The organism is Alicyclobacillus acidiphilus NBRC 100859 (assembly GCF_001544355.1).
GTDB lineage: Bacteria > Bacillota > Bacilli > Alicyclobacillales > Alicyclobacillaceae > Alicyclobacillus > Alicyclobacillus acidiphilus.
On sequence record NZ_BCQI01000016.1, the window covers coordinates 26,716 to 43,227 of the forward strand.

Consider the following 16,512-nt stretch of genomic DNA (forward strand, 5'->3'; position numbering starts at 1 on the left):
ATGCGATGTGATGTTTCGCAGTCCGACACTAGGCATGCTGACACTTGAACAGGTCGCCAGGGATATATCCAGGCAACGCGGAACAAACCCTCGAGGCGACTACCGACTGATCATCGGCACGGACTCTCAGCCGAAAGCCCAAGGGACGGAAGCGACGTTTGTTACAGCGGTCATCCTTCACCACGTCGGGCACGGTGCTCGATATTTCGTCCACAAAGAACATCATTCCAATATCCGCGCGCTTCGCCAGCGCATGTTCACCGAAGCCTCACTCTCCATTCACACCGGTGGTTTGCTCACGGAACAACTTCAAAACGACGGGAACGATTGGCATATCGAAGTCCATTTGGATATCGGGGAACACGGCGAGACGAAGCAATGGATCCGGGAAATCGTCTCGTGGATTGAGATGAACGGCTACGCCGCTCGCATCAAGCCCGATTCGTTCGGAGCGTCGAAAGTGGCGGATCGATACACAAAGAATTAGTGCCGCAAAGAATTCGTATCGGAGACCGCGCGTCATTCCTCGTTGTTGTACGTCAGTCGACTCGCAAATCGGTTTAATCTCTGGACGTCTCGCGTTGGCAAGTCGCGAATCAGTGACACCCGACTACGCTCATAGGCGGCGTGCGCGCTGACGTCGCTGTCTCCGCTCTGGAGCCACGCCAAAGCCATTAAACCGTCTGCGTGAATCAACTGGTCCACGGACTTTCGGTGCGCCGCGGATCGGCTGAGATGACCCAATAGGCGCATGTCCCATTCTGGGTGCGACGACCAGCGGCATCCGGATTGGACGGTCGCGGCGAACCATGCGCCTGGGTATGCCAGCCAGCGCGGGGAAACGGATTGAAACACGCTGCATTTGACCCACATCGGCAATACATAGGGCACGATGTCGGCAGGGGCATTGTGTTGCATGGACAGGGCCATTGTCCACGCTTCGTCGAGCGCTGCGGCGCTGCCTTCCGGCAGGCTGCTGGAATCGATGCCCAATATGTCCGCACTCTGCTCCATGGCTCGGGTGAGAAACCCTTCGAGCATGGGTCCGAACGATCCGGCCCAGTCGCCATCGACAAACAACACTCCACCTGCGCCTCGATAGGCGCGTAAGGCCGCGTACGCGCCTATCGCCCGCGGCACATCATGGCCGAGCGGACGCTTAAACCACAGCAACTGTGCGCACATTCCAAGCTGACCGATGGTCTCGCGCGCCCGTTCCAGCGTTTCGTCTTCGCTGCCGTTGCAGACGAGAACGACGTTGTCGACGCCCGCTCTCGCCAGTTGACGCAGCACATTGGATATGGATTTTTCTTCGTTTTGCGCCGATATGACGGCAATCGTGCGTTTCTTTTCGCTTTCTGAGCTTCGAAGCATCCTCCAACCTCCGCTCCTGTCACAAAGGTGCTGCCGTGCATATGGTATGTCAGATGCGTTCGTGAGGGGTGGTTACATGTGGAAGGCGGGCGAAATGGTTACGCGCAAGTCGTACGGGAAAGACGTCTGCTTCGTGGTCGTCGAGATCGATGAAGAGACGGAGACGGCCATCCTCAAAGGTATCGACGTTCGACTCATGGCGGATGCCCCCTTTGACGATCTCGCCAAGGTGAGCGAGGATGAGCTGCGGCAATTCGAGGCAGCGCGAAACCAAGTCGAGGGTGAATGCCTTCGATTGATACAGACACGCCGTGCGCACGAATACGAAAAGCGTGCCCTGCGAAAGGAGAGCCGATTTTTAAGCCATCCCGATTTTTTTGAGCGTCCCGGCCGGGTGCTTCATCTCGATGGGGATGGAACCTATCTTCAGAAGTGCTTGAAAATGTATCAAGAGCTCGGTATTCGGGCTGTCGGGCAACATGTTTCGGAGGTTCAAATGCCTGCCGCCGTGATCGGCCTGCTTGAACAGTATGAGCCTGACATCCTAATTATCACGGGGCACGACGGCGTCATCAAAAAGGGCAAGGATTGGTCGGATATTCGCAACTACAGAAATTCGCAAAACTTTGTGAGGACCGTTGCGAATGCCCGGAAGTACGTTCGGAACATGGACGATCTCGTCATTATCGCCGGCGCATGCCAATCTCACTTTGAAGGCATATTAGACGCAGGCGCCAACTTTGCGTCTTCGCCCCAGCGAATCATGATTCACGCGTTGGATCCGGTGTTTATCGCCGAGAAGATCGCGTTCACGCCCATCCATGAGACGGTCAACCTGTACGACGTGGTCAAGTCGACGTATACAGGGACGGACGGGATCGGCGGGCTGGAGTCCCGAGGTAAATATCGGCTGGGATTGCCCAAATCAGCGTATTCGTGACCCGTCAACGTCGTAAAATACCCATTGACAACAAAAATCATGCGCTGATATAATGTTTTCTTTGTATTGACACCACCCTTGTGCCGTGATATAATTTTCACGGAAAGAGGTGGTGTGTGTTGGCAAAAAATGCGCTCCACGAGATCAAAAAGAGTCTGGATGGACTCATCGGCGAACGCGTGTTGCTCCGGGCAAACGGAGGAAGACGAAAGACGGTCGAGCGCTTCGGTGTTCTGGAAGAAACTTATCCATCGGTGTTTGTGGTGAAATTGGATCCACCCGATGGTTCGTTCGAGCGTGTATCGTATAGTTACGCAGATGTTCTTACAGAAACCGTGGAACTGATGCTGTTCAAAGATGACGGCAATACCGCGAAGTTCGCTTTGGAACAATCATGATAGAATGCTGACGAATTTGATTCGTCTTTTCGGCGGGGCGCGAGCCCCGCTTTTGTTGTCTTTCGGCACAAAGGCCATGAGTGTTTATGGAAATTTTATACAGAATGGAGACCTCGGATTGGAAACACAATAGTTGTGTCGTTGCTGACTGCAAGGAGGGATTTGGCATGGCAAGGCGTGGCGGAACGATGTCAGAGGCTTTGAAAGTGGAACTTGCGAAAGAACTGGGCTTCTACGACACCGTGGCCCAGGAGGGCTGGGGTGGAATAAAAGCGCGGGATGCAGGGAACATGGTGAAGCGCGCCATCGAGATCGCAGAGCAGGCTATGGCAGATAAGACCGCGCGTCAGTAACGAACGAAGGGGCTGTCTCCTCAGTCATCGTCGATGACTGAAGAGGCGGCCCCTTTTCGCGTTCTTCAGGGGGTTGATGCGCACGCGGGGGATATCATCGCGCATAGTGGGCAAACATAGTTCTGTTGTTTTTTCGAGAAATGCGCCAGGTAATCTGAGGAGGAGAAGACCGTTTGGCTCATCCGGGTGCTTTGGTGATTGTGGGCGGTGCAGAGGACAAGACAGGCGAGTGCCGGATCTTACGTCGGTTCGTGGAACTAGGCGGCGGTTCGCATGCCCGGGTGCTTGTGATCACGGTGGCCACCGAATTGCCTGTTGAAGTCGGCAGCGAGTACATCGAAGTGTTTCAGCGGATCGGCGTGGCCGATGTCCGGACATTCGATGTGTCGCACCGGGAGGCGGCCAACCTCGATAGCGCCATCAAGATGATTCAAGATGCAACCTGTATTTATTTCACAGGAGGCGATCAGCTCCGAATTACAAAACTCCTGGGAGGCACGCGTGTCGACGCTGCCCTCCACGAAGCGCATCATCGCGGCGTCGTGCTGGGTGGAACCAGCGCGGGGGCTTCCATGATGTCGAGCACGATGATCGTCGAGGGCGAGGCCGAAACCAACCCTCGAGCCTCCATCGTCGACATGGCGCCTGGCATGGAGTTTCTCGACGGTGCCGTCGTTGACCAGCATTTTGCGCAACGCGGGCGGCTTGGCCGTCTGCTGTCGGCAGTGGCGCAGTACCCGCACCACCTGGGGCTTGGTATCGACGAAAACACGGCGGTCATTGTGAAAGATCACGTGTTGCAGGTCATCGGACAGGGGGCAGTCAGTATCGTCGATGCTGGCAGAGTCACGTATTCCAACTTGGATAGAGTGAGGCGGGACGAGTCGTTGGCCTTATGCGGGGTGACATTGCACATGCTTCCTGAAGGTTGTGGATTTCTCTTGAGAGAACGCAAACCAATTCCAGACTTCGATGAATGGGTTCGTCACAAGGAGCTTGCTCAATGAAAATCATATCTGTTCGGCATATTGAGGGTCCGAACGTCTATTTGTATAAACCGATTCTCGTCGCCAGAGTCCATCTTGAACAGTGGACAGAAAAAGAGAGCACCGATTTTCCTGGATTTACGGAATCGCTGCTGGGTTATCTTCCCGGATTGGCGGAACACCATTGCGCGAAAGGCGAGCCAGGCGGTTTCGTGGAGCGGCTCTACGGCGGCACGTACTTTGGACACATTTGCGAACATGTCGCCATTGAGTTGGCCACGCTGATTGGCCTGAACGTGCATTACGGCAAGACCGTCTACGCGGATGGCCCAGGGCATTACGACATCGTCATGGAGTGCGAGTGCTACGAATTGCAGAAGGAACTGCTGGCTGAGGCCATCCGTGCGGTCAGCGCCTTGACGGAACGCCAAGACCCTCCGTCGCTGGATGAGATTATCAATCGCGGCAGGCAGTTGCACGAACGGTACTCGCTCGGACCGAGCACGCAAGCCATCGTGGATGCCTGCAAGCGGCGCAACATTCCAGTTCGGCGGATTGCCGGCAGTCTGTTGGAGCTCGGCTACGGAAAGTGGCTCAAGCGGGTCGAAGCCACGATTACGGATCAGACGTCGTGTGTGGCGGCGGATATCGCGTCGGACAAAGCGTTGACGAAACAGTTGTTGAGCGACGCAGGGATTCCTGTTCCGTACGGCGGGATCGCGACAACGGAAGATGAAGCGGTCGACTGGTTTGCGTACATTGGCGGCCCAGTCGCGGTGAAACCGCTCGATGGGCGGCAAGGGATCGGCGTTTCGCTGAACGTCGCCACGGAAGCGGCGGTTCGCCAAAGTTATCAAATTGCGAGGAAATACGGGCGGTCCATCGTGATCGAAGAATATGTGACAGGCACGAATGTGCGGCTGCTGGTCGTTGGGGGGCGCTGTGTGGCGGCGGCGGTGCGCGAACCGGCATCCGTCCTCGGCGACGGCAATCACTCCGTCCGCGATTTGATTGACCTTGTCAACCGCGATCCACGGCGCGGCAGCGGCCACGGAAAGCCGCTTTCGATCATCGAGGTGGACGAGGTGGTCGAGGCCACCCTGCGCAAGCAGGGCATCACGTTGGACGATGTTCCGGCGTTTGGAGAGCGGGTCTATCTGCGCGAAAGCGCCAATCTGTCGACGGGCGGCGAGGCGCGCGACGTGACCGATGAGATCGACATATCCTATCGCCGCATGGCGGAGCGCAGCGCGCGGCGCATCGGACTGGACGTCTGCGGGGTCGACATGGTCGTTCAGGATATCCACGTGCCGGCCTCTCGCGACACTTGCGCCGTGATTGAGGTGAACGCCGCGCCGGGGATTCGCATGCACGAACATCCGTCGCATGGGAAGCGGCGCGCGGTTGCCGACGCGGTGGTTCAATCGCTCTACCCAGACGAACAGACGGGGAGAATTCCGATTATCTCCGTGACTGGGACCAACGGCAAGACGACGACCACTCGCTTGATTGCGCACGGTTTTCAAGTGGATGGCAGAACGGTCGGATTCACGTCCACCGGCGGCGTGTACATCGGCGGTGAGCTCATTCAACCGGGCGACACCACGGGGCCGCGCAGCGCGAGGCTCGTGCTGTCCGATCCCACTGTTGAAGTGGCGGTCCTCGAGACGGCGCGCGGCGGCATCATCCGCGGCGGCTTGGCCTACGATCTCGCCGATGTCGCCGTAATCACGAACATCTCGCTCGATCACGTCGGACAGGATTCGCTGGACACACTGGACGACATCATGCACGTCAAGTCGCTCGTCGGCGAATGTGTACATCCGTATGGTACGGTGGTGCTCAACGCGGACGATGAACACGTGATGGCGATGGCCAAAAAGTTCAAGGCTCGGCCTGTCCTGATTGCATCGTCGCCGGAAAACCCTCATGTCCGTCAGCATGTCTTGAGTGGGGGGACAGCATTTTATGTGGACGATCACGCGATTGTCGAGGCGTCCGGAAAAACGCGTCGCACGCTGCTCTCACTGACCGATGTGCCCCTGACCCTCGGCGGCACGATTGGTTTTCATGTGGAAAACACCTTGCTGGCGACGGCCGCCATGCGCGCGGCTGGCTTGACGCGGCGGGTGGTCGCGAAGGCCCTGCGAACGTTTGCGCCAGAGGACAACCGAGGGCGATGCATGATCTACCGTTTGCCGAACGGCTCGCACGTCGTCCTCGACTACGGGCACAATCCAGCAGGGTTCAAGCGAATGGGCGAGTGGCTGGCGGCGGTTCCGCATCGTCACCTGATCGGCGTAGTCGGTGTGCCGGGGGATCGGGCTGACAGCGTGATCGAACAGGCGGGCGAGGCCTTGGCGCCTTGGTTCGATCGATTTGTCATCAAAGAAGACGAGGATCTTCGCGGGCGCCAACCGGGCGAGGTTGCGCGCTTGCTCAACGAAGCCATACGAAAGTGCGCGCCGGAGAAGTTGACGGTGATTCGCCTCGAAGAGCCGAATGCACTGCGGCTGGCTGTGACGATGTTGGAGGCGGAAGACATCGCCTGCATGTTCTATGAAAAGGCCGATGTGCTGGAAGCCGAACTGGCGGCAATGGGCGCGACGCGCGTTCAACAAATCGAGTGGACGCAGAAACCGACGTACGCGCTGCTGTGATATACGCATTGTTCTGAGGATCGCTTCACTTCTCGGACAACCCCTACGGGAGCTTGACTTTGTGTCCCTGCCTCGGCATGCTAGTTTTAGTCGAGGTGGGGACTTTTGCTGCTGAATCGGGCATATGCCAAAATTAATTTGACACTGGACGTCCTTCACCGGAGAGATGACGGTTATCACGAGGTGGACATGGTCATGCAAAGCATCGACTTGTCGGATCTCGTGTGGCTGGATAAGCGTCCTTCCGGCGAAATTACGTTGGACAGCTCGTCGCCGGGCATTCCAACAGATGATCGCAATTTGGCTGTTCAGGCAGCCAAACGGTTTTTCGAACATACCAGAACGGATGCCGGGGTACATATTCAACTTGAAAAACACATTCCTGTCGCAGCGGGTTTGGCGGGGGGATCCAGCGATGCGGCCGCGGTGTTGCGCGGTCTCAACGAGCTGTACGAGACTGGGCTGACGTTGGATGAATTGGCTCACATCGGCGCTCAGATTGGCTCCGATGTGCCGTTCTGCGTGTACGGCGGCACCGCCGTGGCGCGGGGGCGAGGCGAGCGGCTGACGCGGATTGTCCATGGCTGCAATCTGCACGTGGTGCTGATTCATCCGCGCTTGTTCGTGTCGACGGCGGACGTGTACCAGGGACTCGTCCCATCCGATTTCACGGACAACCCTCGTTCGGGAGACATGGTGGAAAAATTGCAGGCGCTGCAAATTGACGACATTCCTTCAACAGTTTCGAACACACTGCAGCGAGTCACCTTTCGCATGTACCCCGAGCTTCAGGCTTTGGCGGACAAAGTGGCAGCCGTGACGCATCATCCGGTGCACATGTCCGGCAGCGGACCGACACTGTTCTGTTTAGCCGCGACCGCGGGCCAGGCAAATCGGATGTACAACGCCTTGCGCGGTGTGATGAAAGACGTCTATATCACGCGTTTCGTGTCCGGAGAAGGGACATCGGAACCGGAAGAAATGAAATCCGTGTGATGGCCGCGACGCGGATCGTGAGGCGGAGGGGGAGTATCATGCAGCGCCTCGAACGATTGATACGGCTTACCCAACGCTTGATCGAGCGTCCGGCGGCACCTGTCGGCCTCACGCAGTTGTCCGAAGTGTGGGGGATATCCAAGTCGACTTTGAGCGAAGACGTCGCGTTGGTGCGAGACACGCTGGCGCAGGCTGAGACGGGGGTCATCGAGACGTTCGTCGGAGCGCAGGGCGGCGTCCGCTTTCATCCTCGAGTGCCTCGTGCCGAGGCGGAGGCGTTTCTGTCCGATTTGGCCCATCGGTTGTCCAACGAAAAACGCGTGTTGGCGGGCGAGTTTGTCTACTTGTCCGACATATTGGGCGATCCGGACGTGCTCGACATGGTCGGGCGGCTGGTGAGCTCCCGCTTTCGATCCGACGGAATCAATGTCGTGGTGACCATTGAAACGAAAGGCATCACCCTCGCCGCTGCCGTCGCGCGCTACTTGCACGTGCCTGTGGCCATCGTCCGCCGGGATCAACGCGTGACAGAAGGGGCTTCCGTCACGACGCACTATGTGTCGGGATCGGCCAAGCGCATTCAAACGATGTCGCTGAGCAAGCGGTTGATTCCGAAAGAGGCCAGGGCGTTGATTGTGGACGACTTCATGCGGGCTGGCGCGACCGCTCGGGCTGTCCGCGAGCTGCTGGGTGAGTTCGAAGCGGAAGTGGTGGGAACGGCCGTCTTCATGTCGACTGCCGAGCCAGCGCGCAAGATGGTCGATTCTTATGTGTCGCTTTTGCAGATCCATCTTCTGAGCGAAAACCAGATCGACATTCGCCCGTGTTTTTCTGAACGATAACCATCAAGATATCCATCGACGAGGAGAGTGTGTTCATGCAGATCATCGAGACCAATCAGGCTCCAGCCGCCATCGGCCCCTATTCGCAGGCAATCCAGGTCGGTCCGTTTCTTTACACGTCAGGCCAGATTCCACTGACCGTCGACGGCGAATTGGTGACTGGCGGCGTCGAGCAACAGGCTGCCCAAGTGTTCAAAAATCTCGACGCGGTGTTGCAAGCTGCTGGCGTGTCTCGCAATCAAGTGGTCAAGGCGACCATCTTTATGACCGATCTCGGCGCCTTTGCGACGGTCAACGAACAATTCGCCGCCTTTTTCGGTTCGCACAAGCCCGCACGATCCACGGTTCAGGTTGCGGCATTGCCCAGAGGGGCCGAGGTGGAAATCGAGCTTGTGGCCTATTGCGGCAACTGATCAAGGGCGGTCGACAGCAGGCTGCGGTACAGGATTCGACCTATAACGTCGAATTCTGAAAAAATTATGACGGATATGCAGGAGTTCAAAACACCCTGTTGAATTGGTTAAAGAGGAATAATCGACCAATCGTGGCCAGCAGGGTGGTGATAAGGGTGCAAATCACAGATGTCAGACTTCGAAGAGTGTCGACGGACGGACGGATGAAAGCCATCGCCTCCATCACAATTGATAGTGAGTTTGTCGTTCACGATATTCGAATCATCGACGGCAACAACGGAATGTTCGTTGCAATGCCAAGCAAAAAGACGCCCGACGGTGAATTTCGAGATATTGCGCATCCCATTTCGTCCATCACGAGACAGAAGATTCAAGACGCGGTCCTTCAGGCGTATTTCCAGGGCGGCGATACCGAAGAATCTTCGTTGGACGTCCAACAACAAGAACTCCATGTAGAAGAACCAACGGCATAATCATTTTTGCCCTGACAGCGGTCAGGGCTTTTTTACGTCCATTTGCATGCCTATGTCCTTTTTGTGTCCACTCGGTTCGAAAATTGAAATGCGGAAGCTCCTTCGGGTACACTGAGGTTCGGAGCAAGTGTCTTACGAAAGCTCGGAAACGTCCACTGTTATCCGTTGTGGAGGAGATTATATGACCAAGAGTGCGATTGTGCTTGCTGCCGGCCACGGCACACGCATGAAGTCGCAAACTCACAAAGTGCTTCATCCCGTTTGTGGGAAGCCGATGATCCATCATATTTTGGATACGCTCGAAGAGCTGGGCGTCGACCAAACGATTGTTGTGGTGGGGCAGCAGCGGGAGAAAGTGATAGAGGCTGTCGGATCCAGAGCGGATATTGCGATACAAGAGGAGCAAAAGGGCACTGGCGACGCGGTGAAGGCGGCCTTGCCCAAATTGCGATCCGACGTGGACACAGTCGTCGTTCTCTATGGAGATGCTCCGTTGATTCAAGCAAAGACCATCGAGGGTCTGTTCAAGATGAAGGACAGTGAACAGGCCGACGCGGTGATACTGACCGCCGATGTCCAGGATCCGACTGGCCTTGGTCGCGTGTTTCTCAACCATCAAGGTCACGTCGCCAGGATTGTCGAAGAGAAGGACGCTACCCCAGAAGAACGCGCGAACCACGTGATCAACACAGGTGTTTACGCGTACGACAGAGCCGCTTTGCGGATGTCGGTGGAGGAATTGAAAAACGACAACGCGCAAGGTGAATACTACTTGACGGACACGCTCGCCATCATCGGTGACAAAGGTGGCAAGGTGGTACCCCTCCAAGTCGAAAATCCCCATGAAATTGCGAGTGTGAATGACCGTTTGCAGCTGTCTCAGGTCGAGGCGCTGGCCAGACAAATGATCTTGCAAAAGTGGATGCGGGATGGCGTCACCATTGTGGATCCGGGCAACACGTACATCGAGGCGTCAGTGCGGCTTTCGCCGGATGTGACGCTGTTGCCGGGAACCATCCTCGCTGGTGAAACCCATGTCGCTTCCTTTGCGACCATTGGGCCAAACACGCGTCTGGTGGATACGGTCGTCCGGGAGCGGGCCGTTGTGCAATACACGGTCAGCGTCGAAAGCGAGATCGGCGAAGAAGCTCAAGTCGGGCCGTTCGCCTACTTGCGCCCAGGTACCAAGGTCGGCGCGCGCTGCAAGGTCGGGGACTTCGTGGAACTGAAGAATACGGTTCTCGGAGACGACACCAAAGTCAGCCATCTTGCGTATGTTGGTGACGCGGAGATCGGTCGAGACGTGAACATCGGCTGCGGCGTTGTCACGGTGAACTACGACGGTGAGAAAAAGCACCGGACTGTCGTGGGAGACGGGAGTTTCATCGGCTCCAACGCGAACCTGATTGCTCCGTTGACGATTGGCGAGGGCGTGTACGTATGCGCCGGATCGACCGTGACGGAGGACGCGGCAGACGACGCGTTTGTGATTGCTCGAACACCGCAAACGACCAAGCCCAATTACGTGCGGGCCTGGAAAGCGAGAAGAGCGGGTAATCAACCCACAGTGAAAGGCGGGGAAGCTGGTGGCCATTGATTCGGACTTGAAACTGGTCACGGGAAACGCCAATCCCGCATTAGCCCAAGAAATTGCGGACTACATTGGTGTATCGCTGACTGCATGCGATGTCAGTCGGTTCAAAGATGGAGAAGTGCGAATTAAATTGGGCGAAAGCGTTCGCGGCAGCAACGTGTTCATCATTCAGCCGACAAGCGCTCCGGTAAACGAGCATCTGATGGAACTGCTCATTATGATCGACGCCATCAAGCGGGCTTCGGCGAGGGCCATCAATGTCGTGATCCCGTATTACGGGTACGCGCGCCAGGATCGCAAAGCCCGGGCCAGAGATCCCATCACGGCCAAACTCGTCGCCAACCTTCTGGAGACGGCGGGGGCCACGAGAGTGATTTGCATGGATCTGCACGCCGGTCAAATCCAAGGGTTCTTCGATATTCCTTTGGATCACCTGATTGGCATGCCGATATTGGCTGATTATTTTGTGGACAAGCGCATCGACAATCCGGTCGTCGTGTCGCCCGACATGGGTGGTGTCACGAGGGCGAGGCAGTTCGCGGAACGCTTGGGCGCTCCCCTTGCGATCATTGACAAGCGCCGCCCGGACGTCAATGAAGCTCAGGTGATGAACATCATCGGTGACATTCAGGGCAAGACTGCCATCCTCATTGATGATATGATCGATACGGCCGGCACCATTGCGGCTGGCGCGAGGGAATTGCTCGCCCGTGGCGCAAAGGGCGTGTACGCTTGCTGTATCCATCCGGTTTTATCCGGGGATGGCGTGGAACGGATTGAGAATTCGGACATCCAGGAAGTGGTTGTCACGAATACCATCGCGCTTCCCGAAGCCAAGCGAATCGAAAAAATTCGCGTGCTGTCCGTGGCGGAATTGATTGCGGAAGCCATCATTCGCGTTCATACACAGCGCTCCATCAGTCAGTTGTTCGATTGACCGAGTGACGGAATCGCGGTGGGAGGAACGCACGATGAAGGCAATCATCGGACTGGGCAACCCAGGGCCGAAGTATGAAAAAACGCGGCATAACGTCGGGTTTTGGGTGATTGACGAGTGCGCGAGACGACTCGGCACATTGGTTATCCGGTCCAAGTTTCAGTCGCTTGTCGGCGATGGGCGGATCTCGGGTGAACCTGTCTTGCTTGTCAAGCCCCAGACGTTTATGAATCTGAGCGGTAACGCGGTGCGTGAGGTCGTCGACTTTTATAAATTGGATATCGAGCAGGATATCGTGATCGTGTACGACGATATGGATTTCGCACCTGGCCAGATCAAGCTTCGCCTATCCGGGCGGGCTGGCGGCCACAACGGTATCAAGTCGATTATCCAGTCGCTCGGGACAGAGTCGTTCTGTCGGATTCGTATAGGGATCGGTCGGCCTGTTTCAGGGCCGGATATCATCGATCACGTTTTAGGCACGTTTTCGAGGGATGAGCAGCAACTGGTTGAGCGAGCTTGTCAGACTGCGGCAGAGGCGGCGATCTTGGCGGTCGAACGCGGCTTCTTGCACGCGATGAACAAGTATAATTCCACGGCAACGTAGACCCTGGATAAAATTGCGTCGGCACGTATGCTTGCCGTGTTCTACCCCCATACTAGTGTTCAGATGAACTTGACTGACACAGGGGTGGATCGCATGCGGTTCGAATACGTTTGTCGATATTGCAAAAGGCCCATAGGCGCCGTGGACGCGGCGAACTGGACGTATGCCGACGCGGTGCAGCGATTGGGGCTGCACCACTTGGACAGCGATCATCAACGCGACGTCATCCAGTCGCGCGCTGGTGACGTTCAGATCCAAACCGTTTGCGAGGCGTGTGAACAAGCGGTCGCGATGAATCCAGAGCTACTGATTGAGGGAAACGTCATACAGTAGATACAGGTGCAAGATCGGGAGGAGGAGTAGCGTGAAAGGTCTCGTCCAACTCGTGGCAGCCGATGAGTCACTGCAAGCGTTGGCGAAGGGGATGGGGCCAAGGCGCAACGACGCGCTGGTAACAGGGATCTCCGGTGCAGCACGTCATTTAATGATGGCTTCGCTGTTCGACTTGCGCAATTCCGGAAACCATGCTGAATCAATGGTCGTCGTAACACATACAGCGAGCCAGGCCCAAACGATTTGGGAAGATTTGAAAGAGTTTCTGCCGGATTCACAGGTTCTTTTGTTTCCAGAACGCGAGAACGCCATGGTCGATTTCGATGCCGCGTCCTCTGATGTCATGTCTGAACGGTTACATGTGCTTGAGGCCCTCCTGAAAGAGGGTCCTGTTGTCGTTGTCACGACACTTCTGGGCGCTCTGCAGCCCTTGACCAGCAGAAATTACTTTGTCGATGGAATGATTCGCCTGCGGGTGGGCGACGACAATCCGATGGAAAACGTTGTCGGCCAGATCGTTCGCGGGGGTTACGAACGGGTCGATCTCGTGGAAACCCGCGGCCAGTTCAGCGTGCGCGGCGGAATTGTCGACGTGTTTCCCATGTCCGCGGAGGCCCCGTATCGGATCGAGTGGTTCGACACAGATATCGACTCCATACGGACGTTCGATCCTGCGACGCAGCGTTCACTCGATAAACTCACCGAGACGGCTTTCGGTCCCGCCGTCGATCTGGCGGTCCCGGCGTCGGTTGCAAGCCGTGCCGCGGAGAAACTGGAGCAGCATTTGGAGGCGCGGATTCGAACGGTCACCGATATGGAAATTCGTGATCGCCTGCAGACGAACATCGGAGCGGATATTCGGAAATTGCAGAATGGTCAAACATTTACCGGGATCGTGCGGTATCAGGCTTTGTTTCCAGAGCATATGGACACGCTGTTCTCCTACGTGACAGGTCCGTATTTCCTCTGTCTCGATGAAACGACCCGCCTGTCGGAGCGCAGCAAGTCCTTGGTCAAGGAATTTTCCGAATGGCTCACGGCAGCTTTGATGCGCGGCGACGCGTTGTCGGGGACGATGAAAGAAATCGATTACGAAGCGGAGATCGCGTCCTTGGTCGCGCCGAAAGTGCAGTTCTCCACGTTTGCGCGGGCCGCTGGGACGACTCGGCTGGCGAACGTTCTCAACGTGACATCCCGGAGCATGCAGAACTTCCATGGACAAATGAATGTTTTGAAGTCCGAGGTGGCGCGCTGGCAGCGTTCTGGACTGAGAGTGCTATTCGCCGCCGCGACAGCCGAGAGAGCGACTCATTTGGAACGCGTCCTGGCCGACTATCGGATCGAGGCCCACAAAGTCAACGAGTTTTCGCCGGACGCGACGGTCCCGCAAATTGTCGTGGCAAACTTGTCAAGTGGATTCGAATTGCCCCTCAATCGACTCGTTGTCGTTGTCGAGAACGAAGTGTTCACGGCGAAGCGGAAGCACAGGCGGATGAGGCCCGACGTCTCCGACGCGGAACGTATCAAGAGCTACCAAGAACTCAACGTCGGCGACTACGTCGTCCATGCAAACCACGGGATCGGCAAGTACATGGGGATTAAAACGCTCGAAGTCGACGGACGACACAACGACTATCTCTATCTCAGCTATGCCGGAAACGACAGCCTCTATGTCCCTGTGGATCAAATCGACCAAATTCAGCGCTATGTCGGATCGGGCGAACGCGAGCCCAAATTGTACCACCTTGGCGGCGGGGAATGGCAAAAGGTCAAGAATCGCGTCTCCAAGACGGTCAAAGACATCGCCGCCGACTTGGTCAAGTTGTACGCGCAGCGCGAAGCGACGCCAGGCCACGCCTTTTCGCCTGACAGCCCATGGCAGGCCGATTTCGAGAACATGTTCCCTTACGAGGAGACGCCCGACCAATTGCGCGCGATCGCCGATATCAAACGGGACATGGAGCGATCACGGCCCATGGATCGACTGCTCTGCGGCGATGTGGGATATGGCAAGACGGAAGTCGCGGTGCGCGCCGCGTTCAAGGCGGCCATGGACGGGAAGCAAGTGGCTGTCCTGGTGCCGACGACCGTGTTGGCCCAGCAGCATTACGAGACCTTCAAGGAGCGCTTTGCAGGGTTCCCAGTCACCGTCGATATGCTCAGCCGTTTTCGAAGCCGCAAAGAGTCCCAGGCATGCATCCGAGGCCTGAAGGACGGCAGCGTCGATATCGTCATTGGAACGCACCGTTTGTTGCAGAAATCGATTCAGTTCAAGGATTTGGGCCTGCTGATTGTCGACGAAGAACAGCGTTTTGGCGTGACGCACAAGGAGCGGTTGAAGCAGTTGCGAGCCAACGTGGATTGCCTGACGCTGACGGCGACGCCCATTCCGCGGACGTTGCATATGTCGATGATGGGCGTCCGGGATCTGTCTGTCATTGAAACGCCGCCGGAAAATCGGTTTCCGGTGCAAACGTATGTCGTGGAATACAACGACAGCTTGGTCAAAGAGGCGTTGGAACGCGAACTGGGCCGGGGCGGTCAGGTCTACTTTGTCTATAATCAGGTTCAAAGCATATACCGGATGGCGGAACGGATCAGCGCCATGGTTCCGGACGCAAGGGTCAGCGTCGCCCACGGCCAGATGGCGGAAGCCGAATTGGAAAGGGTGATGCTCGATTTCCTGGAAGGCGAGATCGATGTGCTCGTCACGACCACCATCATCGAAACCGGGCTCGACATTTCCAACGTAAATACGCTCATCGTCTACGACGCCGACAAGTTTGGGTTGTCCCAGCTGTACCAACTGCGCGGACGGGTTGGTCGCTCGAACCGGATCGCCTACGCGTACTTCACGTACCAAAAGGACAAGGTGCTCACGGAAGTCGCCGAGAAGCGGCTGTCCGCCATCAAGGAATTTACCGAGTTGGGCAGTGGCTTCAAGATCGCGATGCGTGATTTGGCCATTCGCGGCGCAGGCAATCTGCTTGGCGCGGAACAACACGGCTTCATCAACTCCGTCGGCTTTGACATGTACAGTGAGATGCTGGCGCAGGCGATTCGCGAATTGCGCGGGGACGAAGTGGAGAAGGTCGTCGAACCGAGCATCGATCTTCCGATCGAGGCCTACCTGCCAGACACCTATATTTCGGACGCCGCTCAAAAGATTGCGATGTACAAACGCTTCCGCGGCGTACAAACGCTCATGGAGGCAAACGATCTCGAGGAAGAACTGGAGGATCGCTACGGCGATCTCCCGACCGAAGTCAGAAACCTGCTCGACGTGACGCGGTTGAAGAGTTTGGCGGCGCAGGCCGGCGTGGACCAAATTTCTTCCCACGGAGCGGAAACAGCCGTTCGCTTCGGAAACGAGGGTGTGCGTCCAGTCGATTTCGGCAAGGCCTTGGCGATGGCCATGAAACATCAGGGCCAGCCGACGCGTCGGCCGAACGGCCTGTTCTTTGTGTCGTTCCGAACGAAGGGCATGGAAGCGTCGGAACTCTTGAAGCGGCTGATCAACTTCTTGTCCGATTACCTCGACGCCGTGCGGGCGTCTGAAGATCGCGAGGAGCTGGCCGAAGTATAGAAGCTGTCCGAGAAGATCGC

General features: G+C 56.8%; 16 protein-coding genes. 15 read left to right on the forward strand and 1 reads right to left on the reverse strand.

What is annotated here, in order from left to right; all coding sequences use genetic code 11:
• Positions 1 to 10: 10 nt before the first annotated feature.
• Entirely contained in the window at positions 11 to 487 is a 477-nt protein-coding gene (locus tag AAC01S_RS08410) for a ribonuclease H-like YkuK family protein (protein WP_067621284.1), read from the forward strand.
• A gap of 32 nt (positions 488 to 519) precedes the next feature.
• On the opposite strand, the gene AAC01S_RS08415 is transcribed toward AAC01S_RS08410, so the two are convergent.
• A complete protein-coding gene (locus AAC01S_RS08415) occupies positions 520 to 1,374 on the reverse strand; it encodes a glycosyltransferase family protein (RefSeq protein WP_067621246.1) in 855 nt (284 codons plus the stop codon).
• Positions 1,375 to 1,450: 76 nt separating this feature from the next.
• Here AAC01S_RS08415 and yabG point away from each other — a divergent pair, with 76 nt between their 5' ends.
• From yabG to mfd, 14 genes are all read left to right on the forward strand, one after another.
• Positions 1,451 to 2,314, forward strand: coding sequence for a sporulation peptidase YabG (gene yabG, locus AAC01S_RS08420; RefSeq protein WP_067621247.1), 864 nt, complete (start codon positions 1,451 to 1,453; stop codon positions 2,312 to 2,314).
• 119 nt (positions 2,315 to 2,433) lie between these two features.
• The gene (gene veg, locus AAC01S_RS08425) at positions 2,434 to 2,712 is read left to right on the forward strand and encodes a biofilm formation stimulator Veg (RefSeq protein WP_067621285.1); all 279 of its coding nucleotides are present in this window, start codon (positions 2,434 to 2,436) and stop codon (positions 2,710 to 2,712) included.
• 167 nt (positions 2,713 to 2,879) lie between these two features.
• On the forward strand, positions 2,880 to 3,065 hold the full coding sequence (locus AAC01S_RS08430; protein WP_169794027.1) for a small, acid-soluble spore protein, alpha/beta type: 186 nt from the start codon (positions 2,880 to 2,882) through the stop codon (positions 3,063 to 3,065).
• A gap of 173 nt (positions 3,066 to 3,238) precedes the next feature.
• Positions 3,239 to 4,072: a cyanophycinase gene (locus AAC01S_RS08435; protein ID WP_067621248.1), complete on the forward strand. Its 834-nt coding sequence runs from the start codon at positions 3,239 to 3,241 to the stop codon at positions 4,070 to 4,072.
• Complete coding sequence (cphA, locus tag AAC01S_RS08440; protein WP_067621249.1) at positions 4,069 to 6,711, forward strand: cyanophycin synthetase; 2,643 nt, start codon at positions 4,069 to 4,071, stop codon at positions 6,709 to 6,711. The genes AAC01S_RS08435 and cphA overlap by 4 nt, the downstream gene beginning before the upstream one ends.
• A gap of 105 nt (positions 6,712 to 6,816) precedes the next feature.
• A complete protein-coding gene (ispE, locus tag AAC01S_RS08445; protein WP_067621250.1) occupies positions 6,817 to 7,707 on the forward strand; it encodes a 4-(cytidine 5'-diphospho)-2-C-methyl-D-erythritol kinase in 891 nt (296 codons plus the stop codon).
• A gap of 38 nt (positions 7,708 to 7,745) precedes the next feature.
• Positions 7,746 to 8,549 (forward strand): pur operon repressor, encoded by an 804-nt coding sequence (gene purR, locus AAC01S_RS08450; RefSeq protein ID WP_067621251.1) that lies wholly within the window; start codon positions 7,746 to 7,748, stop codon positions 8,547 to 8,549.
• Between the two features lie 35 nt (positions 8,550 to 8,584).
• Complete coding sequence (locus AAC01S_RS08455; RefSeq protein ID WP_067621252.1) at positions 8,585 to 8,962, forward strand: RidA family protein; 378 nt, start codon at positions 8,585 to 8,587, stop codon at positions 8,960 to 8,962.
• 155 nt (positions 8,963 to 9,117) lie between these two features.
• The gene (spoVG, locus tag AAC01S_RS08460) at positions 9,118 to 9,435 is read left to right on the forward strand and encodes a septation regulator SpoVG (protein ID WP_067621253.1); all 318 of its coding nucleotides are present in this window, start codon (positions 9,118 to 9,120) and stop codon (positions 9,433 to 9,435) included.
• A gap of 181 nt (positions 9,436 to 9,616) precedes the next feature.
• Entirely contained in the window at positions 9,617 to 11,032 is a 1,416-nt protein-coding gene (gene glmU / locus AAC01S_RS08465; protein ID WP_067621254.1) for a bifunctional UDP-N-acetylglucosamine diphosphorylase/glucosamine-1-phosphate N-acetyltransferase GlmU, read from the forward strand.
• On the forward strand, positions 11,022 to 11,966 hold the full coding sequence (locus AAC01S_RS08470) for a ribose-phosphate diphosphokinase (RefSeq protein WP_067621255.1): 945 nt from the start codon (positions 11,022 to 11,024) through the stop codon (positions 11,964 to 11,966). Before glmU ends, AAC01S_RS08470 begins: the two co-directional genes overlap by 11 nt.
• A gap of 34 nt (positions 11,967 to 12,000) precedes the next feature.
• The gene (gene pth, locus AAC01S_RS08475; protein ID WP_067621256.1) at positions 12,001 to 12,573 is read left to right on the forward strand and encodes an aminoacyl-tRNA hydrolase; all 573 of its coding nucleotides are present in this window, start codon (positions 12,001 to 12,003) and stop codon (positions 12,571 to 12,573) included.
• A gap of 93 nt (positions 12,574 to 12,666) precedes the next feature.
• On the forward strand, positions 12,667 to 12,906 hold the full coding sequence (locus AAC01S_RS08480) for an anti-sigma-F factor Fin (protein ID WP_067621257.1): 240 nt from the start codon (positions 12,667 to 12,669) through the stop codon (positions 12,904 to 12,906).
• A gap of 31 nt (positions 12,907 to 12,937) precedes the next feature.
• A complete protein-coding gene (gene mfd, locus AAC01S_RS08485; RefSeq protein ID WP_067621258.1) occupies positions 12,938 to 16,492 on the forward strand; it encodes a transcription-repair coupling factor in 3,555 nt (1,184 codons plus the stop codon).
• The last annotated feature ends 20 nt before the right edge of the window (positions 16,493 to 16,512 follow it).